This window comes from Pseudomonas sp. ICMP 3272, assembly GCF_001466905.1.
Taxonomy (GTDB): domain Bacteria; phylum Pseudomonadota; class Gammaproteobacteria; order Pseudomonadales; family Pseudomonadaceae; genus Aquipseudomonas; species Aquipseudomonas amygdali.
Genome location: NZ_LKEK01000064.1, coordinates 39,330 through 63,378, shown reverse-complemented (window position 1 = coordinate 63,378; position 24,049 = coordinate 39,330). Strand labels below are relative to the sequence as shown.

Genomic DNA, 24,049 nt, shown 5'->3' with positions numbered 1-24,049 from the left:
CATCTCAAACCCTGGCCACCTCAAACAACAACAAGGTGCGAACATGAGTACAACCCGACTGACCATGGCCCAGGCCCTGGTGAAGTTTCTCGATAACCAGTACGTCGAAGTCGACGGCGTGCAGAGCAAATTCGTCGCTGGCATCTTCACCATTTTCGGGCATGGCAACGTGCTGGGTCTTGGGCAGGCGCTGGAACAGGACAGCGGCGACCTGATGGTTCATCAAGGCCGTAACGAGCAGGGCATGTGCCACGCCGCCATCGGTTTTGCCAAGCAGCACCTGCGGCGCAAGATCTACGCGTGCAGCTCTTCGGTCGGGCCAGGCGCGGCGAACATGATCACCGCCGCCGCAACCGCCTCGGCCAACCGCATTCCGTTGCTGCTGTTGCCGGGGGACGTCTATGCCAGCCGCCAGCCTGACCCGGTGCTGCAGCAGATCGAGCAGTTTCACGACCTGAGCATCAGCACCAACGATGCATTCAAGGCGGTGAGCAAATACTGGGACCGTATCAACCGTCCCGAGCAGTTGATGAGCGCAGCGCTCAATGCCATGCGCGTACTGACCGACCCGGCTGATACCGGTGCCGTCACGCTGGCGCTGCCTCAGGATGTGCAGGCCGAGGCCTACGATTACCCGGACAGCTTCCTGCAAAAACGTGTGCACCGTATCGACCGCCGCCCGCCCAGCAAGGCCATGCTTGACGATGCGTTGAAGCTGCTGGCCGGCAAGCGCAAACCGCTGCTGATCTGCGGTGGTGGCGTGCGTTATTCCAGCGCAGCCGACGCCTTGCAAGCCTTTGCCGAGCGCTTCGATATCCCGTTCGCCGAAACCCAGGCAGGCAAGAGTGCCATCGTTTCGGCGCACCCGCTGAACATGGGCGGCATCGGCGAGACCGGCACGGTGGCGGCCAATCAGCTGGCGAAAGAGGCGGACCTGATCATCGGCGTCGGCACCCGCTACAGCGATTTCACCACCGCGTCGAAATGGCTGTTCCAGAACCCGGATGTGCAATTTCTCAACCTCAATGTCGGCGCCTTCGATGTGCAGAAGCTGGATGGCGTGCAGGTCCTGGCCGATGCGCAGGTGGCATTGCAGGCACTGACTGAAAGCCTGCAAGCCAGCGGTTACCGTGCTGCCTGGGGCGATGCGCCGCAGACAGCCCGTGCGCAGCTGGATGCCGAGGTTGATCGCCTGTATGCGGTCGAGTACCAGAGCGAGGATTTCGTCCCGGAAATCAACGATCACCTGGACCCGGCCGTGCTACGCGAGTTCATCGAGCTGACCGGCTCGTGTCTGACCCAGAGCGGCGTACTGGGCATTCTTAACCAGAACCTGCCTGCCGATGCAGTGATCGTTGCGGCGGCGGGCAGTTTGCCGGGTGACCTGCAGCGTGCCTGGCGCAGTACCGGGGTCGACACCTATCACGTCGAATATGGCTATTCATGCATGGGCTATGAGGTCAATGCGGCACTGGGCGTCAAGCTCGCTGCGCCGCACCGCGAGGTCTTCGCGCTGGTCGGTGATGGCTCTTACATGATGCTCCATTCAGAGCTGGCGACCTCGATTCAGGAGCGGCGCAAGATCAACGTGGTGTTGCTGGACAACATGACTTTCGGCTGCATCAACAACCTGCAGATGGAACACGGCATGGACAGTTTCGGCACCGAGTTCCGTTTTCGCAATTCCGACACAGGCAAGCTCGACGGCGACTTTGTACCGGTGGATTTCGCCATGAGCGCTGCCGCCTATGGCTGCAAGACCTACAAGGTCAGCACCGCCGAACAACTGCGCCAGGTGCTTGTCGATGCGCAACGTCAAACGGTATCGACGCTGATCGACATCAAGGTCCTGCCCAAGACCATGATTCACAAATACCTGTCGTGGTGGCGTGTCGGCGTTGCCGAAGTATCAACGACCGGCACCACGGCCCAGGTTTACGAAAAACTCAACCGCGAACTGGCCAAGGCTCGACAGTACTGATCACTGTTTATCGTTCAGCGCCCGTGACCCGTTCACGGCAACATCCAATAAAAAAAGGAACATGAAAATGGCATTGAAACTCGGCGTGATCGGTACAGGCGCAATCGGTCAGGATCATATCCGGCGTTGCAGCAAGACGCTGGTTGGCAGTCAGGTGGTAGCCGTCACCGACATCAACCTGGAGCAGGCAGCCAAAGTGGTGCGCGAGCTGGACATCGGTGCCGAAGTGTATGCCGACGGCCACGCGCTGATTGCCGCGCCCGACGTCGAAGCGGTGCTGGTCTGTTCCTGGGGCCCCAGCCATGAAGAGTACGTGCTGGCGGCCATTGCCGCAGGCAAGCCGGTGTTCTGCGAAAAGCCTTTGGCCGTAACCGCCGAAGGTTGCCGACACATCGTCGAGGCCGAGATCGCCAGCGGCAGGCGTCTGGTACAAGTGGGTTTCATGCGCCCTTATGATCAGGGCTATCGCGCCCTGAAATCGGTGATCGACAGCGGCCGGATCGGCGAACCGCTGATGCTCCACTGCGCGCACCGCAACCCTCGGGTCGGCGAGAACTACAAGACCGACATGGCCATCACCGACACGCTGATTCATGAACTCAATGTGCTGCGCTGGTTGCTTAACGATGACTATGTGTCGGTGCAGGTGGTGTTCCCGCGCAAGACCAGCAAGGCCCTCGCGCACATGAAAGACCCGCAGATCGTGATGCTGGAAACGGCCAGAGGCACGCGCATCGACGTCGAAGTGTTCGTCAACTGCCAGTACGGCTACGACATCCAGTGTGAAGTGGTCGGCGAGAGCGGCATTGCCAAACTGCCCGAGCCTTCTCAGGTGCAGTTGCGCAGCGAAGCGAAATTGTCCAACGCGATCCTGATGGACTGGAAAGACCGGTTCATTGCTGCCTATGACGTCGAGTTGCAGGACTTCATCGATGGCGTCAACGCGGGCACGATTTACGGGCCTTCTGCCTGGGACGGTTATGCCGCTGCGGTGGCCGCCGATGCCTGTGTTCAGGCGCAGAACAGCGGAGCGGTCGTACCGATTGCCCTGGAGATGCGTCCCGCGTTTTATGACTGACAGAGGTGTCTGGAATCGGGCTGTCTTTCAAACAGTAAAAGGGAGGGCATCATGCGCATCGCACTGGATCCTTATATGTATAGCCACCTGTCGCTGGGTGCGATGGTCGATAAGACGGCGGAACTGGGCTACGACTACATAGAGCTTTCACCGCGCGAAGATTTCATGCCGTTCTACAAGTACCCGCGCGTGGATCGTGCGCGGATCAGGGAGTTTCGCAAAGCCCTGAGCGATGCTGGTGTGAAACTCTCCTCGCTGTTGCCGCTGTACCATTGGGCTGCTCCGGATGAAGACTTGCGTATTGCAGCGGTGCGCAACTGGAAGCGCGCCATTCAGGTGGCTGTGGAAATGGACTGCGACCTTATGAATACCGAGTTCAGCGGACAATCCGATCATGCACTGGTGTGCGAAAACCAGTTCATGAAATCCATGGATGAACTGATGCCGTGCTTCGAGCGAGAAGGCATCCGGCTCGATATCCAGGCGCATCCTTATGACTTCTGCGAACGTAACAACGAGTCAGTCGACATCATTCGCGGCCTGGACCGGGACTGGATCAATTACCTGTATGCCGCGCCACACACCTTTTTCTACGATGATGGCGTGGGGGACATTGCCTCCATGCTGCGGTACGCAGGTGACAAGCTCACCCACCTGATCATTGCCGACACCTATAATCACCGGGCTTCGTCCAACCTGCGCTACATCGTCAACCCGCCTGGCGTCACGGCAACGGTGCATCAGCATCTGGACATCGGGCAGGGCGAGGTGGACTGGGACGCGTTCTTCTCGACATTGCGGGACATTGATTTCGACGGTATTGCCACAGTGGCCGTATTTGCCTGGGAGGAGCGCGCAGATGAATCGAGCCGATTCATGCTGGAGCGGGTCAAAAGCGAGCTGCTTCGTTGAAACGGCGGCATCCAATACACGACCGAGGGCTGCGGCCATGAGGTTCATGGACTACAGGAGATATCCATGCGAGCAGGGCTGGTGGGCTACGGCAAAGGCGGGCGTTACTTTCATGCAACGCTGATTTCGAGTTTGCCCGGTGCCACATTTGCAGGCGTTGTCACCCGTTCACCCGAGCGAAAGCAGGAAGTGGCCAACGATCATCCCGGCGTGGCAACCTTCGACACGCTGGCTGAGCTGGTCGCTGCCGGGGTCGATGTCGTGGTGATTTCCACGCCCCTGGCTTCGCGCCGAGCGTTGATCCTTGAAGCGATAGAGCTGGGCGTCGGGGTGGTCAGCGACAAACCCTTTGCCAGCGACGCCGCCCAGGCGCGCGAGCTGGTGGAAGCGGCCGAACGGCGGGGCGTGCTGCTTAGCGTTTATCAGAATCGGCGCTGGGATTCCGACTTCCTCACCGTGCGCAAATTGATCGACAACAAGGCGCTGGGGCAGATCAGCCGGTTCGAGTCCAGTATCGAGCGCTATTCGCCACGCTCTGTCGGCAAGGCCAGCGGTGGTGGCATGCTGCGTGACCTGGGCAGTCATCTGGTGGATCAGGCACTGGTACTGTTCGGGCCGGTCGAGCGGGTGTACGCAGAATTGCAGTTCGCTACGCCGCAAGACGTACTGGACCACACGTTCTTCGTGTCCTTGAGTCATGCCAGCGGTGTGACTTCGCACCTGTCAGGCAGTTGTCTGCAAAATACCCCCAAGCCGCGTTTCAGGGTCAGTGGAACCAAGGGTTGTTACAGCGTCGAAGGGCTGGACGGTCAGGAGGAGGCTGCGTTTGCCGGCCTCACGCCACGGTCCGAGGGCGAGCGCTGGGGTGTCGAAGAGCATCGGCGCTGGGGCTGGTTCGAGCAGGGTGAGCACCGCGAGCGTGTGCCTTCGGAGCGCGGCTGCTGGCTTGAGTTCTACCGCCTGTTGCAGAGCGCCGTTGACGAGCAGGGCGGTAATCCGGTTGATCCTCATGATGCCATTGCATCGGCACAGGTCATGGATGCAGCCCGCTTGAGCGCCAGTGAAGGGCGGGTTGTGGTGCTGTAATCATCGTGTGCCACGCTGCATATAAAAGCCTGCCATCGGACAAGGCCCGACGCCTGACAAGCGTCGGGCTTTGTCGTATCTGCAGCCGAATAAAAATGAAATGGAATAAAATTCTAAAACCAGTTGAATTGGAAAATATTTTCCAATAGAGTCTTTTTCAGGTTACCGACTATCGAATCACTCGGGCTTTGAAGGTCTTTCAAGTCACGAGATGCACACCAACAAAAACAAAACAAAAGATAGGTACTGTCGATGAAAACCCCTACCTCTGGCCTCACCGCCAAGCGTTCTGCCACCTCTTCATTCTGGATTCGGACCATGGAGCGATTTCTCACAATCGTTGCCCGTGGCATGTGCGTGCAACACAAGGACGCGCAACTGTTCTGCATTCCCGGAGCAACCGGGATCCGCCTGTCACGCTGATTCGCTGCATCCGAACAACAATAATCTGGAGACAGATCCTCATGAAGACCAAGATTGCTTTGACCTCATTGGCCATTGCGCTGATGTTGGGCAGCGGTGCAGCTTTGGCCGATATCAAGATCGGTGTGGCCATGTCGCAGTTCGATGACACCTGGCTGACCTACCTGCGTGACGACATGAATGCCAAGGCCAAAGCCATGTCCACGACCGAGAAAGTGGACCTGCAGTTCGTCGATGCCCGCGCGGACGTCAACAAACAGCTCGACCAGGTCAAGGACCTGGTCAACAAGAAAGTCGACGCCCTGATCGTCAATCCTGTCGACACCGCTGCCACTGCGCGGATCACCAAGGACGCGGTCGCCGCCGGCATCCCGCTGGTCTACGTCAACCGCCGCCCTGACGATCCGAAACTGCCTGCAGGCGTCGCCACCGTTACGTCGGATGACATGGAGGCAGGTCGACTTCAGGCGCAATACATCGCCGACAAAATGAAAGGCAAGGGCAGTGTCATGATTCTTCTGGGTGACCTGGCCAACAACTCCACGCAAAACCGCACCAAGGGCATCAAAGAGGTGCTGGCCAAGTACCCGGACATCAAGATAGATCAGGAGCAGACCGGCATCTGGCTACGCCAGAAGGGCATGGACCTGACCAACGACTGGCTTACCCAGGGCCGTAAATTCAACGCGGTGCTGGCCAACAACGATGAAATGGCCATTGGCGCGGCGATGGCGCTGAAGCAGGCAGGCGTGGATGTGGCTAAAGGCAGCGTTTTAGTCGCCGGTGTCGACGGTACGCCAGACGGGCTCAACGCCGTTACCAAGGGCGACCTCGCAGTCTCCGTTTTCCAGGACGCCAAGGGCCAGGCCGACGGAGCGATTGATGCTGCCGTGAAAATGGCGAAAAAGGAAAAGGTCGAGCCCCAGGCGATCATCATCCCTTATCGCCTGATCACGCCTGAAAACGTCGCCACCTTCAAATAACAACGATCGCCAGGCCCGGGAGGATCTTTCCTCCCGCAGCCTGCCGTTTGAGGAGTTGTGATCATGTTTGGTTCAGCTACTGCCAACCCGCCCGCACAACGCGATCTGCCGTCCAGTGACAGCGGTAGCCCAACGCCGGATGCCCAGCCGCCTTATCTGCTGGAAATCAGCCATATCAGCAAGGGCTTCCCCGGTGTCATCGCGCTCAACGACGTCCAACTGCGTGTGCGCCCCGGCAGCGTGCTGGCGCTGATGGGCGAGAACGGTGCCGGAAAGTCAACGCTGATGAAAATCATCGCTGGCATCTACCAGCCGGACTCGGGCGAAATCCGTTTGCGTGGCAAGCCGATTCGCTTCGAGACGCCACTTTCGGCCCTTCAGGCCGGCATTGCGATGATCCATCAGGAGCTGAACCTGATGCCATTCATGAGCATCGCCGAGAACATCTGGATCGGTCGCGAACAGCTCAACGGTCTGCACATGGTTGATCACCGGGAAATGCACCGCTGCACTGCCGAACTGCTGGAGCGCCTGCGCATCAGGCTCGATCCCGAAGACCTGGTGGGCAACCTGAGTATCGCCGAGCGGCAGATGGTCGAGATCGCCAAAGCTGTGTCATATAACTCGGACGTGCTGATCATGGATGAGCCGACTTCGGCCATCACCGAAACCGAAGTCGCTCACCTGTTTTCGATCATCAACGACCTGCGCGCTCAGGGTAAAGGCATCATCTACATCACCCACAAGATGAACGAAGTTTTCGAGATTGCCGACGAAGTAGCGGTTTTTCGCGACGGCGCCTATATCGGCCTGCAGCGCGCCGAAAGTATGGACGGCGACAGCCTGATCACCATGATGGTAGGGCGTGAGTTGACGCAACTGTTCCCCGAGCGGGAAAAGCCGCCAGGCGAAGTGCTGCTTTCAGTCAGCAACCTGTGCCTGAACGGCATTTTCAAGGACGTGAGTTTCGATTTGCGTGCCGGAGAGATTTTTGGCATTGCCGGATTGATGGGGTCAGGCCGGACCAATGTGGCCGAGACCCTGTTCGGCATAACCCCCAGCGACAGCGGCGAGGTACGCTTTGATGGCACTACGGTACACATTGCCGACCCGCATCAGGCCATTGAACTGGGTTTTGCGCTGTTGACGGAAGACCGCAAGTTGACTGGGCTGTTTCCATGCCTGTCGGTGATGGAAAACATGGAAATGGCCGTGCTTGCCAACTATGCCGGCAACGGTTTCGTGCAACAGAAGGCACTGCGTGCGCTGTGCGAGGACATGTGCAAAAAACTTCGGGTCAAGACCCCGTCACTGGAGCAGTGCATCGACACCTTGTCGGGCGGTAACCAGCAGAAGGCGTTGCTGGCACGCTGGCTGATGACCAATCCCCGGGTACTGATTCTGGATGAGCCCACCCGCGGCATCGACGTGGGGGCCAAGGCGGAAATCTATCGCCTGATCTCCCTGCTGGCCAGTGAAGGCATGGCCGTCATCATGATCTCTTCAGAGCTGCCGGAAGTTCTCGGTATGAGCGACCGGGTCATGGTCATGCACGAAGGCGAAATGATGGGCATCCTCGATCGGGGCGAAGCGACCCAGGAAAAAGTCATGCATCTGGCCTCCGGCCACAAGGTTCATTGAGTTCGCACTACAGGGCTCGGTAGAAGAAGAACAAAAGGGGAACGAACATGAGCAACGCGATTTCGCAAAACAAACCGGCCCTGGCGCCGACCAGGAACAAGCGGCGGCTGCCAACCGAGCTGAGTATTTTTCTGGTGCTGATCGGCATCGGTCTGATCTTTGAGCTGTTTGGCTGGATCGTCCGTGATCAGAGCTTTCTGCTCAACTCCCAGCGTCTGGTACTGATGATCCTTCAGGTATCGATCATCGGCTTGCTGGCCATCGGCGTGACTCAGGTGATCATTACCACAGGCATCGACCTGTCATCCGGTTCGGTGCTGGCACTGTCGGCGATGATTGCCGCGAGTCTGGCGCAAACCTCGGACTTTTCCCGGGCGGTATTCCCTTCCCTGACCGACCTGCCGGTGTGGATTCCGATCGTGGTCGGGCTCGGAGTCGGGCTGCTGGCGGGTGCCATCAACGGCAGCATCATTGCCATAACCGGTATTCCGCCGTTCATTGCCACGCTGGGCATGATGGTCTCCGCGCGTGGCCTGGCGCGTTTCTACACCGAAGGTCAGCCGGTGAGCATGCTCTCGGATTCCTACACGGCTATCGGGCAGGGCGCGATGCCGGTGATCATCTTTCTGGTGGTGGCGGTGATCTTCCACATCGCCTTGCGTTACACCAAGTACGGCAAATACACCTACGCCATCGGCGGCAACATGCAGGCTGCGCGTACTTCCGGGATCAACGTCAAGCGCCACCTGGTTATCGTCTACAGCATCGCCGGGCTGCTGGCCGGGCTGGCAGGGGTGGTTGCCTCGGCACGTGCTGCAACCGGGCAGGCCGGGATGGGTATGTCTTATGAACTGGACGCTATCGCTGCCGCAGTCATCGGCGGCACCAGCCTGTCCGGTGGGGTAGGACGAATTACCGGCACTGTGATCGGTGCGCTGATTCTCGGCGTAATGGCCAGTGGTTTTACCTTTGTCGGCGTAGATGCTTATGTTCAGGACATTATCAAAGGTCTGATCATTGTAGTGGCGGTGGTAATCGATCAATATCGCAACAAGCGCAAGACCAAGCGCTGATTTCAATCATCTGCATCAAAGGGCCTTTTCAGGCCCTTTTGTGCGTTGGATGTTGCAGGAACCGATTAGCTGTCAGCAGGTCAGAGCCTCATCAAGCAGCATGCTGGCCGGGTCTTTCGCCCGCATTTCAAGGGTTTTACGGCAATTGTTGTACAAAAATCCTTCAATTGTGTTGCCGAGCCCGCTAGCCGGCCTTAGACTGCCGCCCCTCGTAAATTGAGTGCCAGGTGGCGCTTGGAGATTATTGGTTTGCACGGCAACGTCAAGCCGCTCCTCAATGCACGTTTTTTTATAGAGAAATAAATGACAAAGGAAAAGTTGCTGGCCATGCCGGCCGATGACTACATGAACGCCGAGCAGCACGCTTTCTTCGTCGAGCTGTTGCAGGGCATGAAGGTCGAGATCCACGAGCGAATCGAGCAGAGCCGTATTGCGATCGAGAGCCTGGACACGCCTGCCGACCCTGCAGACGCTGCTTCGGTTGAAGAGGAGCGTCACTGGCTGGTCAATGTGATTGACCGCGACCAGCGCATGCTGCCCCAGTTGGAAATGGCCCTTTCGCGTATTGCCGACGATACCTTCGGCTGGTGCGATGACAGCGGTGAGCCAATCGGCCTGAAGCGTCTGCTGATCAGCCCGACCACCAAATATTGCATCGAGGCGCAAGAGCGCCACGAGCAGATCGACAAGCACCAGCGCCAGGCCTGATACGCAGGCAGCAGCTGAGTGACCGAACCGGGAGGCAAGCGATTGCCTCCCGGTTTTGTTGTGCGCGGAATTTGTCGAAAACGGATTGCTCGCTACGACCAACGGGGCATGGCATAAGGCCGTTATCTAGCGTTTAATAAACGTAATAATGATAAATACCGACGGGGTGACGCAGCATGGCCGAGAACCTATCCATGGCAGCCGGATTACCACTGGCCGATGCTCGCGGTGCTGCGTCGAAGTGGTGGGTGCCGGCGGTGCAAAGTGTCGTGTTATGCCTGCTGTTCGCCGCCATGAGCGTTATCGGTTTGTCTCTTTATATCGTCATTCCCGCAGCGCTGCTGGTCGCCTGGCTGCCGCTTTTGTTGCGCAGAAGGCTGCCTGGCTTGCAAGTCGAGGCAAGTGACAGTGATATCGCGCTGCTGACCCGCGACCTGTCGCGTACCACCAGTCACAATGCACTGTCGGCCGCTCAGGTGGCATTTTCTGTCGGGCAACTGGCGGGCAAGGTGCAGTCGCAGCTGGGTGCTGCCGGACAGATAGTCAACAGCGCCGAACAGATGATTGCGACCGAGCAGCAGACTGCCCAGTTGAGTCAACAGGCGTTGGTTGCAGCCAGCGAGGCGCGTCAGCGCAGCGAATCGGGAAGCAGCGTTCTGAATGAGTCCATCGAGCGCATGCACCTCTTGAGCAAGCGTGCTATCGGCAGTCGTGAGTTGATCGAGGCGCTGAGCCAGCGCAGTGAAGAAATCCAGCGTGTGACGCTGGTCATTCAATCCATCGCCAGCCAGACCAACCTGCTGGCGCTCAATGCGGCCATCGAAGCCGCCCGGGCAGGTGAGCACGGGCGCGGTTTCGCGGTGGTCGCTGACGAAGTACGCGGGCTCGCGGGCCGTACCGCCAGCGCCACCGGGGAAGTCGGGCAGATGGTGGCCGATATCCAGCAGCGCACCGCTCAGGTGGTGGAGCAGATTCGCGAGCTGTCTTCTGACCTCGATGCTGGGGTCGAGCAGGTCGAGCTGACCGGCCAGCATCTGGGCAACATTGCCCGGCTTGCGATCGAGGTGGAAAGCCAGGTCAGCGAAATTGCTCAAGGCGCGAGGAGCAATCAGGACCAGTTGGCCAGCCTGTTCGATGCTGTCGAGCACATGCGCAGTGATCTTGCCGTCAGCGATGAACAAACCCGGCAACTGGCCAAAGCCGCCGTGCAGATGGAGGGGCAGGCCGAGACCATCAGCCAGCGGCTGGCTCAGGTCGGTCTGGATGAATATCACCAGCGTATCTACGACCTGGCCCGTGAAGGTGCGCGGTTGATCGCGGAAAAATTCGAGGCTGATATTGTGCAGGGGCGCGTCAGCCTGGATGACTTGTTTGATCGCAACTACAAACCCGTCCCCAATACCTCACCCACCCGCTTTACCACGCGTTTTGATCGCTACACCGATCAGGTCTTGCCAGCATTGCAAGAACCGCTGCTCTCGCGCCATGAAGGTCTGGTATTCGCCATTGCCTGCACGCAGCAAGGTTATGTGCCGACGCACAACAACGCTTTCAGTCAGCCTTTGACAGGCGATGCGACGGTGGACAATGCGCGTAATCGAAGCAAGCGCAAGTTCGATGACCGTACCGGCATTCGCTGCGGCAGCCATCAACAGCCTGTCCTGTTGCAAACCTACACGCGGGACACTGGCGAGTTGATGCACGACCTGTCCGTGCCTATTGTGGTCAACGGGCGACATTGGGGTGGTCTGCGCCTTGGGTATAAACCGCAAAGCCGCTGATTTTTAAAACAGGCGGCTCAGGTTAGATCAAGTATTAAATAACCTGCCCGGCTGGTTTTTCTGTTTGGTGAAATTGCGGGTTCTGAAACTCGTTTGCACACACGTGTAGGTGTTTGTTTATAAATAATAAATACCTGACGACAGAAGTTGTAGGAATACTCTGAATACGCGCTGCATGACTTGACTGATCACCGTCTTTAAGCAAGCTGTTTAAATCAACGTTATTTACGTTTTGATTTAAGTGCGGCCTTTTCTTGGCCTGCCTCTAAGGATGGAAAAGATATGAACGATAAATGGAGTGCCGAACAAACAGCAGCAATCTCGGATGTGGTAACGCGGCGTGTTACCGCACGGATCGGAATTTTCTTCGACGGCACGGGAAATAATCGCGTCAACAGCCAGATCGGGGCTGATTGTCAGGCACTGATTGAAATGAATGATGGTCAGCACATCAAAGAGTGTGCGGGTCGTCATGTTCATTCTGGCAGTAGTTATAGTAATGATCTGAGTAATATAGCCAGGCTGGTTGATCTTTATCGGCTGCAACGTGTTGCCGAAAATGACAGTGCAGGCTTGAAGGTGTACTACCCGATCTATGTAAGCGGGGCGGGTACTACCTCCGGCGGGCGTGATTCGGTATGGCCGGGACAGAGTTTCGGTCGGGGCACCACTGGTGTGATATGCAAGGTGGAAAATGCATTCAGAAAGCTTGAAACGGTATTGAAGGCATTTCCACGGGACAACCCGGATTGTGTACTGGAAGGGCTTGAGCTGGACGTGTTCGGCTTCAGTCGCGGTGCTGCGTCGGCCAGGCACCTGGCCAACGAAGTGCTGAAACAGCAGGCAGGAATGCTTGAGCCGATACTTCAAAGCCGCAAGGTCAGGCTCAGTGAGCATTTCAGCTGGCGCAACGGCAGCGTGCGGCTCAAGGTTATCGGCCTGTTCGACACTGTGGCCGCCATCGGCAGTTTCAGGGATATGGGCAATACCCGGGACGCGAACAACAGGAGGGTCAATCTTTACTTGCCGCCGGGGTGTGCCCAACAGGTGCTGCATCTGGTGGCTCGTGATGAATCACGGCGTAACTTCGCGCTTAACAGCGTCCTGCCGGCATGGCCGAAAGAAATCGTTTTACCCGGTGCCCATTCCGATATAGGCGGTGGTTATCCTCCACAGATGGAAGAAAGCGTGTTGCTCACGCGTCCGCAAAGCAGCCTGGTCAATCGTGACAGCCCGTGTGAGGCGGCGCCTTGCTGGAAGGACGCCCAGGCCCTGTTAAGCGCCATGAGCCGGGATGGCTGGATCGACCCGCTGGACAGTCAGGCATTTCTGAGGGTTCAGACCTGCGAAAGCAAATGTTACCCGTGCAGAAAAAACCTGAGTGGCATGAAAACGATCGTTGCTGCAGTGGGTATGAACCGCCAGGTCTTTGGTCACTTGTCGAGGGTGTCGTTACAGGTCATGCATGCACTGGCCTGTGATGAGGGGGTACCTTTCGACCCGGTGCCGAACAACCCTGAATTTCAGCTTCCTCCCGAGCTCGAGGGCATTTCAGCCCGCCTGATCGATTATGCGCGAGGCGGGCCTTACTTACTGGACAGTCATGAAGAGCAGCTATTGCGCTGGCGCTATATCCATCAGTCCGCGCACTGGAATGCAGTGGTCGGCAGAATGGGCACCTTTGGCGACGCCGTCTTTGTGCATGCTCCGCAACCGGGTGGCAGGACGTTGCATCCCAATGTCGGCCAGCCCGGTTATCCGCAGTAGGAATCAACGCCCGAGTGGTTCACTCGGGCTTTTTGTGAAGGCGCACATTCAGGTCGTCGACCACCATCGCCCATTCGGCATCCTCATGCAGCTGCTCCTTGAGAAAGTCAGCCTGCCGCGGCGTCCAGAAGTCGGCATCAATCAGCTTCACGTCGTCAGGCAGGGGATGGCTGGCGATGAACGCTTCGATGCTCTCATCGTCCGAATCCAGTGCCAATTGGGCGAACAGGTCGTTGATGGTCGTTGTAGTCTGTTCCATGTCATCTCCTCGCCGGGGGATATCCCCGTCTTCATCAGTTCTTATGGGAGTGGCCGACGCACTCAAGAGTTCGATGCATTTGGCCGTGTGAGAAGATGGCCTTTTGTGCTCTGCCTACAAGTGATATGTTTCCAGTATCGCCGAATGCACACTGATCGCCTGGCTGGAGCCCGTCCAGCCTTTGAGCCGTGATCAGGCTGGCCGCCGGTTTCAGGGCACCAGCGCTTTTGCGACACTGCAGTGTACAAAAGGTATATATCCCGTAGCTGCCATGAGCCGGTAGAATCCGCCACCCGCCTGCACAAGGTTTGCGGTGGCGCTTTCAGCGCTTCTGCGTGCAGCGTGCCGGAAAATTTCCGGTCGCTTGACGCGGTCTATGGATTAACCACTTTCTTGACTGCCCTGACATCAGGCAGCCTCATTTTCATGTTTGAGGGTTTGTACTTTGGCTGTAAGTAATCTGGATACCCATGCCTTGTTCGTGCTCGGCGATCTCCGCGCACAGTTGGTCAAGCAGTTTCAGTCCCGTTTTGTCTACATCACCGAGCAGTCAGCCGAAGGTATTTATATCGCTGAAATCGACACCGAAACCGCTCTGGTCGTCGACGACAAGCCGCGCCTGGAGCTCAAGGTAGGCGATCATTTCCGCGCGTCGGTATTGCCAAGCCGTGAAGGCGGCAAGCTCGAATTGAAATTCCGTGAAATCAAAATGACTGTGTATGGGCTGGGCGAATATGCGTTCGTCGATATCCCTGAAGGCCACGGCATTGTGTTCAAGGAAGGTCAGGCTGTGGTCATGGTGTTTGCCGCAAAAGAGCAGCTGCAGATCGGTATGAGCAAGGTTCTCAAAGGCGCAGTCGGCAAGGCCGCCAAATGGCGCAAGGGCGAGTTGACGTTCAAGGCCAGCGAGTAACGCTGGCCAGGCTGAAGGATCAGCCGCCTGCCGATTCTCCGTTGCCAGTGCCGCTACTGACTTCTGCGGGCACATCGTCACCGGCCATGCGCTTGCGGAACAGCGCTGTACGCGCCAGCAGCAGCGTGGTCACAGGCACGGTGATTGCCAGCAGCACAGGAATCAGCCAGGCGTGAATCACCGGCTCTGCCTTCAGAGCAGAGAAATAGATGATCGACGCCAGCGCGACGCACCAGGCACCCAGCGTCGACGCGAGGGCTGGCGGGTGCATGCGCTGGAAGAAGTCCTTGAGGCGCAGCAGCCCGAGAGCACCGGTCAAGGCGAACAGACTGCTGGCGATCAGCAGCCCGGCGGTCAGTATCTCGGCCCAGAAGGGCACGGTGTTCGGCAGTCCGGTCATTCGATCACTTCTCCGCGCAGCAGGAATTTGGCCAGAGCGAAGGAGCCGACAAAGCCGAACAGGGCAATCAGCATGGCTGCTTCGAAGTACGTGTCACTGGCGTAGCGGATGCCGAGCACCAGCATCATCAGCATGGCAATGATGTACAGGTAGTCCAGCGCCAGCACCCGGTCCTGGGCCGATGGGCCCTTGAGCAGGCGGAGCAGGGTGATCACCATCGCCAGGGCGAAGATCAGCAGGCTGATCAGGATCGCGTTGTCGAGCAGTGCACTCATTGAAAGATCTCCATCAACGGTCGCTCATAGGTGGTCTTGAAGTGTTCAATGAATTGCGCTTCATCCTCCAGATCAAAAACATGCATCAGCAGCACACTGCGATCCAGCGCCAGTTCCGACCATACCGTTCCGGGTACGACCGTAGTGACCATCGCCAGCGCCGCGAGGCCGTGGGCATCGTGCAGGTCCAGCGGGATACGCACAAAAGCCGAGCGTGGCGGACGACCTTCCAGGCGCCATACGCTCAAACCGACCTGAAGGTTGGAAACCACCACATCCCACCCGACCATGCACAGAAACTTCAGGATTGTGCCGGGTTTGCGGATGCGCACCGGCAGCGGGCGCAGCGGTGCCATCAGCAAGGGCGCGAGAAAGCCCAGCACGGCACCCAGCAGCAGGTGGCCAGGGCTGATCGACAGGTTCAGAACCAGCCATAACAGCCACAGTGCCAGAGAAAGCAGAGGAGCCGGAAACAGGCGCTTCATGGCTGCCCCTCCGAACTGATTTTCTGGCTGGTAGGGCCGGGTATCGGGCGTGTGGCAAGCACCGACTGCACATACTGTTTGGGCTCGTGCAGCGCGGCGGCGGTGTCCTGGGTGTAGCGCAGCAAAGGCTCGGCCTTGAACGTCAGCGCAACGCACAGGCCCAGCAGGATGATGATCGGTAGGCATTCGTTGCGGCGCAGCAACGGCGAAGGGCGCTCGTGCGGTGTCCAGAAGCGCTGGGTGCCGAGCCTGGAAAAAGCGATCAGCGACGCCAGCCCGGAAAAGATCAGCAGGCCGATCAGCAGCCATGCCTGGGTCGAGAGCGCTTCGTCCTGCGCGACGTCCAGCCCCAGCGGGTTCATCAAGGCGCTGAGCAGCGTGAGTTTACCGATGAACCCCGACAGCGGTGGCATGCCGATAATCAGCAACGCGCAGGCGATAAAGCTCAGGCCCAAAAATGCCATGGTCATGGGTATGACCTGACCGACCACGACTTTCTGCTCGTCGTCCAGGTTGGTGCCGGGTGGCGGATGCAGCGACTCAAGGGTGCGGGGCAGTTGATCCACGTCGTACTCCAGAGGGATCTCGTTGGCCGAGCGGGAACGCTCGACCAATTCGCCCAGCAGGAACATTGCGCTCAGCGCCAGCGTCGAGCTGACCATGTAGAACAGCGCGCCCGAGGTCAGGCTCGGCTGGGCGAAACCGACCGCAGACAGCAGAATGCCCGCTGACACCAGTATGCTCAAGCTGGCGAGGCGCTCCAGGCGCTGGGCAGCGATGATCGCAATCGCAGCGGTGAAAATCGTCGCCATGCCGCCGTAGATCAACCAGTCGCCGCCGAAGAATGCCGAGGCCCCGGCCTGCCCGGAAAACAGCAGCGTCCACAGGCGTAGCAGGGTGTAAACGCCCACTTTGGTCATGATCGCAAACATTGCCGCTACCGGCGCGCTGGCTGCCGAATAGGCCGGGACCAGCCAGAAGTTCAGTGGCCACATGCCTGCCTTGGCCAGAAATGCCGTGGCCAGAATGGCAGCGCCAGCATGCAGCAGGCCCAGATCTGACTCTGCCACTTGCGGGATCTTGATCGCCAGATCGGCGAAGTTCAACGTGCCGGTCACGCCGTATATCAGCGCAGCGCCGATCAGGAACAGCGATGAAGCCAGCAGGTTGATGGAAATGTAATGCAGGCCGGTCGACACCCGCGCCCGGCCGGAGCCATGCAGCATCAAGCCGTATGACGCTGCCAGCAGGACTTCAAAGAATACGAACAGGTTGAACAGGTCGGCGGTCAGGAATGCGCCATACAGCCCCATAAGCTGGATCTGGAACAGTGCGTGGAAACTGGCACCTGCCCGGTCCCAGCGCGCCAGCGCGAACAACAGGGCGCAAACACCGATGATGCCGGTCAGCACCAGCATCAGTGCCGACAGGTGATCCACCACCAGCACGATACCGAACGGCACACCCCAGTTGCCTGGCAGGTAGACACCGATCGAGCCACTGTTGCCGCTGTGCTGTACCCAGAGAAACAGCACCACGGAAATGCCCAGCCCGAGGATGCTGGAAAACAGATTGATGCGTCCCTTGAGCGGCCGATGCTTTTCGCCCAGCCAGAGCATCAGCCCGGCGGTCAGTAACGGCAGCAGGATCGGCGCAATGATCAGTTGATTCATCCAGCTCATGCCTTGGGCTCCCGGCCATCTACATGGTCGGTGCCGGTCAGGCCTCTGGAGGCGAGCAATACCACCAGAAACAGCGCGGTCATGGCGAAGCTGATGACGATGGCGGTCAGTACCAGCGCCTGCGGCAGTGGGTCAGTGTAATTGAGCAGGTCCTGGGGAATGCCGTCCTTGATGATTGGTTCTCTGCCGATGAACAGGCTGCCCATGCTGAAAATGAACAGGTTGACCCCGTAAGACAGCAGGCACAGCCCCATGACCACCTGAAAGGTGCGTGGCCGCAGGATCAGCCAGACGCCCGAGGCGGCCAGCACGCCGATGGCGATTGCAATGACTTCTTCCATCAGAGGATTCCTTGCGGGTTGGCAACGGGTTTGGGCAGTTGCGTCGGACGGTGGCTGCGCACCGACTGGTGAGCCAGCGCGGTGAGGATCAGCAGCGTCGAGCCGACGACCACGGCGTACACACCGACATCGAAGAACAGCGCACTGGCGATGTGAATATCGCCCAGAATCGGCAAATCGACGTGCGCGGTGTGCGTGGTCATGAACGGATAACCCAGCACCATGGAACCGGCTCCGGTCAGAACCGCGCACAACAGGCCTGTGCCCATCCAGCGTAACGGACGCAGGCTCATTTGCGCCTCGACCCATTGGGTACCTGCCACCATGTATTGCAGGAGGAACGCCACCGACATCACCAGACCGGCTACAAACCCGCCGCCTGGCTGGTTATGACCTCGAACGAACAAGTACATCGATATGATGAAGGCAATCGGCAGCAGCAATCGCACCAGCGCTGCCGGAACCATCATGAAGCCGAGTGCGGTATCGCTGGCACTGCGCGGGTTGACCAGGTCAGTCACCACGTCACGGGCCAGCAGGCGTTGCTGTGTGGGCAGCAGAATGCTTTCCTTCGGCGGGCGGAAGCGACGCAACAGGGCAAACACTGTCAACGCCACCGCCGCCAGCACGGTGATTTCGCCAAACGTATCGAAGCCGCGGAAGTCCACCAGCATCACATTGACCACGTTGGTGCCACCGCCCTGAGGCAGCGCGCGGCTCAGGTAAAAGGACGAAATGGCGTTGGGTGTCTGGCGGGTCAGCATGGCGTAGGACAACATCGCCATGCCCAGGCCGACAAGAACCGCCAGCCCGAAGTCACGTATCCGCCGGGTGCGAGCGCGCAGGCGTGCACTCAGTGGGGCGACGTCTTCGTTGCGTCGCGGCAGCCAGCGCAGACCGAGCAGAATCAGTACGGTCGTCACCACCTCCACGACCAGTTGAGTCAACGCCAGATCAGGTGCCGAGAACCAGACGAAGGTGATGCAAGTCATCAGGCCGCAGACGCTGACCATGACCAGTGCCGCCAGACGGTGGAACTTACCTTGCCAGGCTGCGCCTATTGCGCAGGCAATTGCGATAAGCCAGAGCGTGACAAACACCCCGGAACCCGGAATCTTCGGCCGGTCGCCCCAGGTCAGGCCACTGAAATACATCGGGATGAAGCCACCTGATACAGCTGCCAGTACCAGCAGAAACAGTTGCGGCTGCAAGCGACGAGTGCTGACCTTGCGCTCGAAACGCCGCGCCCAGTGCATCATCACCACCTGACTGCGTTCGAAAAAACGCTTGCCGTTGAGTCTGCCCACCAGCGGCGTGGCAGTAATGCGCTCGTGCTTGAGAGGTTTGCGCAGCAATAGATACAGGATGATACCGCCAGCCATCGCCACCAGGCTCATGACCATCGGCAGGTTCCAGCCGTGCCAGATAGCCAGGCTGTACTCGGGCAGCGTTCCGCCGACTACCGGACGCGCAGCGGCGGCGAGCAGGGGAGCGACCGATTGCGCCGGGAAAATCCCCACCACCAGACACGTCAGCACCAGCAGTTCGACCGGCGCACGCATCCAGCGCGGCGGCTCATGCGGCAAGTGCGGCAGGTCCTTGGCTGCCGGACCGAAAAACACATCGACCGTGAAACGCAGCGAATAGGCAACGCTGAATATCCCGGCGATGGTCGCGATCACCGGCAGGGCAATCTCGACCCAGGCAGTGGCGGAAATAAACACGGTTTCGGCAAAGAACATTTCCTTGGACAGAAACCCGTTGAGCAGCGGCACACCTGCCATCGATGCACTGGCGACCATCGCCAGTGTTGCGGTGTAGGGAAGCAGCTTCACCAGCCCACTGAGACGCCGGATATCTCGCGTTCCGCTCTCGTGGTCGATAATCCCGGCGGCCATGAACAGCGAGGCCTTGAAGGTGGCGTGGTTGAGAATGTGAAAGACCGCAGCTACCGCAGCCAGCGGGCTGTTGAGGCCCAGCAATAGCGTGATCAGGCCCAGGTGACTGATGGTCGAGTAGGCCAGCAGGCCCTTCAGATCATTTTGAAAGATAGCCGCGTAGGCACCCAGAATCAGGGTACAGGCACCTGCGCCACTGACGATCCAGAACCATTGCTCAGTGCCTGACAACGCAGGCCACATTCGCGCCATGAGAAACACCCCGGCCTTGACCATGGTCGCCGAGTGCAGATATGCCGACACGGGTGTGGGGGCTGCCATCGCGTGCGGCAGCCAGAAATGGAAGGGGAACTGGGCGCTTTTGGTCAATGCACCGATCAGAATCAGGGTCAGCAATACCGGGTAAAGGGCATGGGCGCGAATCGCATCTCCGGATGCCAGCACCCGGTCCAGGTCATAACTGCCTGCCACGTGGCCGAGGATCATCATGCCGGCCAGCAGCGCCAGCCCTCCCGCACCGGTGACCATCAGCGCCATGTAAGCGCCGCGCCGTGCATCGGCGCGGTGGTGCCAGTAGCCGATCAGCAAGAACGAGAACAGGCTGGTCAGCTCCCAGAAAAACACGATCTGTATCAGATTGCCGGACATTACCAGGCCGAGCATGGCGCCCATGAAAGCCAGGAAAAAAGCGAAGAAGCGCGGCACCGGATCATCCGGCGACATGTAGTAGCGGGCGTAGAGCGAGACCAGCGCACCAATGCCCAGCACCAGCATCGAAAACAGCCAGGCGAAGCCGTCGATACGCAGAACAAAGTTCATCCCCAGGCTCGGCAGCCAGAAGTACTCTTCGCGAATAACGCCGCCGTCAGCGATCTGCGGGAACCACAATGCCATCTGGATAGCGCCGATGAGGGCGACCAGACCGGCCAGAAACGATTCTGCGTTACGCGCGTTGTGCGGCAAAAAGGCCGCCAGACAGCTGCCGATGAAAGGCAGAAGCAGTAGAACTATCAGGGACATAGGCTTCTAATCTGCAGGGGAATGTCAAGCATCATACGTGCCAGACACCCCGATACCAAAGGGACTGTTTCCGAAATTTCCTACAAAAAGTGTCTGCTGTTTTTGAGTCAGCAAAAAGTTGTCACGGGAAATGTGTTTAACCGCGGACAACGACCACCGCTCACCCGGCTTTGCGCATGCCATCTTCTTCAGCAAGGCTCTGTTCACCGGGTGCGGAACGCCGCTTCATTTCGCTGACGATCACCCCGGCCACAATCAATGCTGCGCCCAGCAGGGCGATACCCGGCAAGCGTTCACCGGCCAGTCTTCCGACAATCCCGGCCCAGACCGGTTCACCGGCATAAATCACCGTGGCGCGGGTAGGCGAAACACTTTTCTGTGCCCAGTTCATGGCGATCTGGATAATCGCACTCATCGCGCCAAGCCCTACTGCGCTGAGCACCAGCAACCAGGAAAAGTCCGGCAAGCGTTCCTGAGTAGGCACGATCATCAGAAAGGCCAGAGCGGAGGCGGTTGCCAGTTGCACCACGGTGACCCGCCGCACATCGACCTTGCCGGCATAGGCACTGATCATGATGATCTCGGCGGCGATGGCCACCGCGCTGATCAGCGTCACGATTTCGCCGGAGCTGAGTTGCAGAGAAGCGCCTTGCGGCCCGGATACCAGCATCAGCCCGGTAAAGGCGAGAAGGATGCCCAGTGTCGGCATCAATCCCGGTCGACTGCCAAGCACCAGCCATTGCAATAAAGGTACGCAAGGTACATAGAGCGCGGTGATGAAGGCGGACTGGCTACTCGGGATGGTTTGCAGTCCGATGGTCTGCAAGCCATAACCGAGCATGATCGAGGTGCCGATGAACACGCCGGCCTTGAGTTCAATAAAGGTCAGCCCGCGCAGCACCTTCATTGAAAACAGCGCTACGATAAGCGCCGCTGCGGCGAAACGCAGACCGACGAAGAACATCGGGCCGCTGACGGTCAGCGCATGCTGGACCAGCAGGAAAGTACCGCCCCAGAGCATGGTGATCAGAATCAGCACGGCTTCTGCCTTGCTGATGCGGGGTAATCGGCTGATAGACTTCATGTCAGCTCCAGATTCCTGTGAATGGCGATGAATGACGATGCGCCTGATGAGAGGCAGAACACTCTGAAAGCGTTCCCGGATTGGGCAGTATAATGCGCAACGGTTTTATGTGAGCACCACCATGCACAAAGAAAATTCTCAGCGGCCACCGGTGTTGCAGCACGTCAGTCAGAACGTGCGGCGTTTGCGCAACTGCGCTGACCTCAGCCAGACCGCTCTGGCGGAAAAGTCCGGGGTCAGCCGCCGCATGCTGGTCGCTATCGAGGCGGGCGAGAAAAACGTCAGTCTGGCAACGCTGGACCGGGTAGCCGAAGCATTGCAGGTGGCGTTCAGTGACTTGATCCAGGCCCCCGAAAATCCCGATTACAGCCGTATCAACGAACTGGCCTGGGCCGGTACGATTTCTGGCAGCAAGGCCGTCCTGCTGGCCCGAGCGGTTGCCCGCCGGGAAGTCGAGCTGTGGGAGTTCTGCCTGGAGCCCGGTGATGCCTATGTCTCGGAAGCCGATCCGGATGGCTGGAGTGAGCAGGTGTATATCGTGGAGGGGTATCTGACTCTGCGCCTCTCCGATCCTGCAGCCGTGCAACAGGTCGGCCCGGGCGAGTTTTTCATGTTCCCCAGCAATCAGCCGCATCGCTATTGCAATGAGGCTGACGTGCCCTTGCGCTTTGTGCGTAACGTCGTGCTCTGACCTCCCGACTCTTTTATCGCAACCCGACCGAGGTGCTGCTCGATGACCGAAGACCCTAACCAGACGGCTGACATTCTGATCATCGGCGGCGGTCTGAGCGGCACCATGCTGGCGGCGCAGTTGCTACGCAGGCCTGGCCAGCGCCGGATCCTGATTATCGAAACCCGCAGCGAGCTTGGCCGGGGCGAGGCCTACAGCGCAACAGAGCCGGGCCATACGCTCAATGGCAATGCGGCGCGCATGAGCGTCGACCCCGATGACCCGGACGACCTCACGCGCTGGCTGACGGCCTATCTGGCCGAGGGCGGCTGGCCTGAAGCGGCCGGGCAGAAGGTCCCGGTCGCCGAGCTGTTCCCGCCGCGCGGCGTGTTCGGGCTTTATGTCCAGCAGCGATTGCGTGAAGCCCGTGGCGCTGGCGAGGCGTTTGGCTCTACGGCAACGCATGTGCCCGGCGAAGCTGTCGATGTACAGGTCGATGAACAGGGCGTGAGCGTCACGCTGGCCGACGGTCGTATATTGCGTGGCAGCCAGGCCGTGCTGGCGACCGGTATGTACGCCGCTTCACGCACACCGCAGCGTGAGTCGAACGCACTGAACGCGGCAGCGCTGGACCCCTGGAACGTACAGGCAATGCAACAGCTCGATGCACAGTCCAGGGTGTTGATCATCGGCTCGGGGCTGACCATGGTCGATGCGCTGGTCTCACTGGAAAAGGCCGGGCACCGCGGGCCGATTCAGATCTATTCCCGGCATGGTCTGCTGCCCCATGTACGACGCCAGCCACCGGAATGGTCTGATTTCCTGGCGCAGGACCCGAGTATCCGTAGCACTCGCCAACTGGTACGCAAGGTGCGCGAGCAGTGCGAGCTGGCCATCGAAAGCGGCATTGACTGGCAGGCCCCGCTGGACACCGTGCGTGCCAACGTCGGCAGGCTGTGGAATCAGGCCACTGACAGGCAGCGCCGTCAGTTTGTCCGTCATGTACGGCCATGGTGGGAGAGTCATCACCATCGCTCGCCGCCACCCAGCGCCGCACTGCTGGCGCAACTGATCAGGCAAGGTCGGCTGAGCATTGACGCCGCTTCGTTGCAGGCTGTTGCGAGCCTGCCGTCAGGCCAGGTGCAGATCAGCGTGCGTCGGCGCGGTGATAGCGAACCGACGCAGATCGTTGGCGATGCCTTGATCAACTCCACCGGCATTGAATACGACTGGCGACGGGTGGATCGCCCGTTGCCTCGTCAATTGCTGCTGCGAGGTTTGATTCAGCCCGGACCGCTGGCGCTGGGCATTGCTGCCGACGCCGGTGGCGCGGTGCTCGACGCGCAAGGTCACTGCTCGTCACGCCTGTTCGCCATGGGCCCGCCACTGCGCGGCATGTGGTGGGAAAGCACCGCAGTGACCGACGTGGCGATTCAGGCCAAGGCTCTGGCGATGCGTTTGTCGTGAAGCGCCGTGTGCTTGGGAGAGGACGCAGAGCGTCCAGAAAGGCATACCCACGCGGAGCATGGGCACGATAGCGTTCTTACGGACAGCGAGCGCTCCTCAGGCTCCAGCGTGGAAATACCGTC

Annotated in this window: 22 protein-coding genes; 14 read left to right on the top strand and 8 right to left on the bottom strand. The window is 59.1% G+C overall.

Going from position 1 to position 24,049, the window contains the following annotated elements; translation table 11 throughout:
• Positions 1 to 43 precede the first annotated feature (43 nt).
• The 11 genes from iolD to AO068_RS17970 all read left to right on the top strand — a co-directional run bounded on the left by iolD (position 44) and on the right by AO068_RS17970 (position 13,433).
• On the top strand, positions 44 to 1,981 hold the full coding sequence (iolD, locus tag AO068_RS18015; RefSeq protein ID WP_058401602.1) for a 3D-(3,5/4)-trihydroxycyclohexane-1,2-dione acylhydrolase (decyclizing): 1,938 nt from the start codon (positions 44 to 46) through the stop codon (positions 1,979 to 1,981).
• 67 nt (positions 1,982 to 2,048) lie between these two features.
• On the top strand, positions 2,049 to 3,059 hold the full coding sequence (locus tag AO068_RS18010; protein ID WP_002554084.1) for a Gfo/Idh/MocA family protein: 1,011 nt from the start codon (positions 2,049 to 2,051) through the stop codon (positions 3,057 to 3,059).
• A 51-nt stretch (positions 3,060 to 3,110) separates the two neighbouring features.
• The gene (locus tag AO068_RS18005; protein ID WP_058409046.1) at positions 3,111 to 3,971 is read left to right on the top strand and encodes a sugar phosphate isomerase/epimerase family protein; all 861 of its coding nucleotides are present in this window, start codon (positions 3,111 to 3,113) and stop codon (positions 3,969 to 3,971) included.
• A gap of 66 nt (positions 3,972 to 4,037) precedes the next feature.
• On the top strand, positions 4,038 to 5,057 hold the full coding sequence (locus tag AO068_RS18000; RefSeq protein ID WP_058401605.1) for a Gfo/Idh/MocA family protein: 1,020 nt from the start codon (positions 4,038 to 4,040) through the stop codon (positions 5,055 to 5,057).
• Between the two features lie 252 nt (positions 5,058 to 5,309).
• Positions 5,310 to 5,480 carry a hypothetical protein gene (locus tag AO068_RS28950; RefSeq protein WP_154618444.1) on the top strand — a complete coding sequence of 57 codons (171 nt, stop codon included), beginning with the start codon at positions 5,310 to 5,312 and terminating at the stop codon, positions 5,478 to 5,480.
• Positions 5,481 to 5,521: 41 nt separating this feature from the next.
• Positions 5,522 to 6,463 carry a sugar ABC transporter substrate-binding protein gene (locus AO068_RS17995; protein ID WP_058401606.1) on the top strand — a complete coding sequence of 314 codons (942 nt, stop codon included), beginning with the start codon at positions 5,522 to 5,524 and terminating at the stop codon, positions 6,461 to 6,463.
• 63 nt (positions 6,464 to 6,526) lie between these two features.
• On the top strand, positions 6,527 to 8,104 hold the full coding sequence (locus tag AO068_RS17990; protein ID WP_058409045.1) for a sugar ABC transporter ATP-binding protein: 1,578 nt from the start codon (positions 6,527 to 6,529) through the stop codon (positions 8,102 to 8,104).
• A 47-nt stretch (positions 8,105 to 8,151) separates the two neighbouring features.
• Complete coding sequence (locus AO068_RS17985; RefSeq protein WP_002554079.1) at positions 8,152 to 9,177, top strand: ABC transporter permease; 1,026 nt, start codon at positions 8,152 to 8,154, stop codon at positions 9,175 to 9,177.
• A 303-nt stretch (positions 9,178 to 9,480) separates the two neighbouring features.
• Positions 9,481 to 9,885, top strand: a complete 405-nt coding sequence (locus AO068_RS17980) for a TraR/DksA family transcriptional regulator (RefSeq protein WP_002554078.1) — start codon at positions 9,481 to 9,483, stop codon at positions 9,883 to 9,885.
• A gap of 176 nt (positions 9,886 to 10,061) precedes the next feature.
• Positions 10,062 to 11,666: a methyl-accepting chemotaxis protein gene (locus AO068_RS17975; protein ID WP_058409044.1), complete on the top strand. Its 1,605-nt coding sequence runs from the start codon at positions 10,062 to 10,064 to the stop codon at positions 11,664 to 11,666.
• A 282-nt stretch (positions 11,667 to 11,948) separates the two neighbouring features.
• On the top strand, positions 11,949 to 13,433 hold the full coding sequence (locus tag AO068_RS17970) for a T6SS phospholipase effector Tle1-like catalytic domain-containing protein (protein WP_058409043.1): 1,485 nt from the start codon (positions 11,949 to 11,951) through the stop codon (positions 13,431 to 13,433).
• 19 nt (positions 13,434 to 13,452) lie between these two features.
• Here AO068_RS17970 and AO068_RS17965 read toward each other — a convergent pair whose 3' ends face one another.
• Complete coding sequence (locus AO068_RS17965; RefSeq protein WP_058409042.1) at positions 13,453 to 13,692, bottom strand: DUF2789 domain-containing protein; 240 nt, start codon at positions 13,690 to 13,692, stop codon at positions 13,453 to 13,455.
• A gap of 445 nt (positions 13,693 to 14,137) precedes the next feature.
• Here AO068_RS17965 and AO068_RS17960 point away from each other — a divergent pair, with 445 nt between their 5' ends.
• On the top strand, positions 14,138 to 14,605 hold the full coding sequence (locus tag AO068_RS17960) for a hypothetical protein (RefSeq protein ID WP_058401610.1): 468 nt from the start codon (positions 14,138 to 14,140) through the stop codon (positions 14,603 to 14,605).
• A gap of 19 nt (positions 14,606 to 14,624) precedes the next feature.
• Here the strand turns inward: AO068_RS17960 and AO068_RS17955 are convergent, their stop codons facing one another.
• The 7 genes from AO068_RS17955 to AO068_RS17925 form a co-directional block, all read right to left on the bottom strand.
• The gene (locus AO068_RS17955) at positions 14,625 to 15,005 is read right to left on the bottom strand and encodes a Na+/H+ antiporter subunit G (protein WP_002554072.1); all 381 of its coding nucleotides are present in this window, start codon (positions 15,003 to 15,005) and stop codon (positions 14,625 to 14,627) included.
• Entirely contained in the window at positions 15,002 to 15,280 is a 279-nt protein-coding gene (locus AO068_RS17950; RefSeq protein ID WP_002554071.1) for a K+/H+ antiporter subunit F, read from the bottom strand. The genes AO068_RS17955 and AO068_RS17950 overlap by 4 nt, the downstream gene beginning before the upstream one ends.
• Positions 15,277 to 15,765: a Na+/H+ antiporter subunit E gene (locus AO068_RS17945; protein WP_058409041.1), complete on the bottom strand. Its 489-nt coding sequence runs from the start codon at positions 15,763 to 15,765 to the stop codon at positions 15,277 to 15,279. The genes AO068_RS17950 and AO068_RS17945 overlap by 4 nt, the downstream gene beginning before the upstream one ends.
• A complete protein-coding gene (locus tag AO068_RS17940; protein ID WP_058409040.1) occupies positions 15,762 to 17,447 on the bottom strand; it encodes a monovalent cation/H+ antiporter subunit D in 1,686 nt (561 codons plus the stop codon). The genes AO068_RS17945 and AO068_RS17940 overlap by 4 nt, the downstream gene beginning before the upstream one ends.
• Entirely contained in the window at positions 17,444 to 17,788 is a 345-nt protein-coding gene (locus AO068_RS17935; protein ID WP_002554068.1) for a Na+/H+ antiporter subunit C, read from the bottom strand. The genes AO068_RS17940 and AO068_RS17935 overlap by 4 nt, the downstream gene beginning before the upstream one ends.
• Positions 17,788 to 20,706, bottom strand: coding sequence for a monovalent cation/H+ antiporter subunit A (locus AO068_RS17930; protein ID WP_058409039.1), 2,919 nt, complete (start codon positions 20,704 to 20,706; stop codon positions 17,788 to 17,790). The genes AO068_RS17935 and AO068_RS17930 overlap by 1 nt, the downstream gene beginning before the upstream one ends.
• Positions 20,707 to 20,866: 160 nt before the next feature.
• Positions 20,867 to 21,790, bottom strand: coding sequence for a DMT family transporter (locus AO068_RS17925; protein ID WP_058409038.1), 924 nt, complete (start codon positions 21,788 to 21,790; stop codon positions 20,867 to 20,869).
• Between the two features lie 121 nt (positions 21,791 to 21,911).
• Between AO068_RS17925 and AO068_RS17920 the strand changes: the two genes are divergently transcribed.
• On the top strand, positions 21,912 to 22,481 hold the full coding sequence (locus tag AO068_RS17920; protein ID WP_058401615.1) for a helix-turn-helix domain-containing protein: 570 nt from the start codon (positions 21,912 to 21,914) through the stop codon (positions 22,479 to 22,481).
• 42 nt (positions 22,482 to 22,523) lie between these two features.
• Positions 22,524 to 23,927, top strand: a complete 1,404-nt coding sequence (locus AO068_RS17915) for an FAD/NAD(P)-binding protein (RefSeq protein ID WP_058409037.1) — start codon at positions 22,524 to 22,526, stop codon at positions 23,925 to 23,927.
• The last annotated feature ends 122 nt before the right edge of the window (positions 23,928 to 24,049 follow it).

Coding starts and splice junctions, on each gene's coding strand:
- AO068_RS17965 (WP_058409042.1), bottom strand. CDS start 13,692: ATGGAACAGACTACAACGACCATCAACGACCTGTTCGCCCAATTGGCA.
- AO068_RS28950 (WP_154618444.1), top strand. CDS start 5,310: ATGAAAACCCCTACCTCTGGCCTCACCGCCAAGCGTTCTGCCACCTCT.
- AO068_RS17920 (WP_058401615.1), top strand. CDS start 21,912: ATGCACAAAGAAAATTCTCAGCGGCCACCGGTGTTGCAGCACGTCAGT.
- AO068_RS17940 (WP_058409040.1), bottom strand. CDS start 17,447: ATGAGCTGGATGAATCAACTGATCATTGCGCCGATCCTGCTGCCGTTA.
- AO068_RS17995 (WP_058401606.1), top strand. CDS start 5,522: ATGAAGACCAAGATTGCTTTGACCTCATTGGCCATTGCGCTGATGTTG.
- AO068_RS17945 (WP_058409041.1), bottom strand. CDS start 15,765: ATGAAGCGCCTGTTTCCGGCTCCTCTGCTTTCTCTGGCACTGTGGCTG.
- AO068_RS17935 (WP_002554068.1), bottom strand. CDS start 17,788: ATGGAAGAAGTCATTGCAATCGCCATCGGCGTGCTGGCCGCCTCGGGC.
- AO068_RS18010 (WP_002554084.1), top strand. CDS start 2,049: ATGGCATTGAAACTCGGCGTGATCGGTACAGGCGCAATCGGTCAGGAT.
- AO068_RS18005 (WP_058409046.1), top strand. CDS start 3,111: ATGCGCATCGCACTGGATCCTTATATGTATAGCCACCTGTCGCTGGGT.
- AO068_RS17975 (WP_058409044.1), top strand. CDS start 10,062: ATGGCCGAGAACCTATCCATGGCAGCCGGATTACCACTGGCCGATGCT.
- AO068_RS17970 (WP_058409043.1), top strand. CDS start 11,949: ATGAACGATAAATGGAGTGCCGAACAAACAGCAGCAATCTCGGATGTG.
- AO068_RS17980 (WP_002554078.1), top strand. CDS start 9,481: ATGACAAAGGAAAAGTTGCTGGCCATGCCGGCCGATGACTACATGAAC.
- AO068_RS17950 (WP_002554071.1), bottom strand. CDS start 15,280: ATGAGTGCACTGCTCGACAACGCGATCCTGATCAGCCTGCTGATCTTC.
- iolD (WP_058401602.1), top strand. CDS start 44: ATGAGTACAACCCGACTGACCATGGCCCAGGCCCTGGTGAAGTTTCTC.
- AO068_RS17955 (WP_002554072.1), bottom strand. CDS start 15,005: ATGACCGGACTGCCGAACACCGTGCCCTTCTGGGCCGAGATACTGACC.
- AO068_RS17990 (WP_058409045.1), top strand. CDS start 6,527: ATGTTTGGTTCAGCTACTGCCAACCCGCCCGCACAACGCGATCTGCCG.
- AO068_RS18000 (WP_058401605.1), top strand. CDS start 4,038: ATGCGAGCAGGGCTGGTGGGCTACGGCAAAGGCGGGCGTTACTTTCAT.
- AO068_RS17915 (WP_058409037.1), top strand. CDS start 22,524: ATGACCGAAGACCCTAACCAGACGGCTGACATTCTGATCATCGGCGGC.
- AO068_RS17985 (WP_002554079.1), top strand. CDS start 8,152: ATGAGCAACGCGATTTCGCAAAACAAACCGGCCCTGGCGCCGACCAGG.
- AO068_RS17925 (WP_058409038.1), bottom strand. CDS start 21,790: ATGAAGTCTATCAGCCGATTACCCCGCATCAGCAAGGCAGAAGCCGTG.
- AO068_RS17930 (WP_058409039.1), bottom strand. CDS start 20,706: ATGTCCCTGATAGTTCTACTGCTTCTGCCTTTCATCGGCAGCTGTCTG.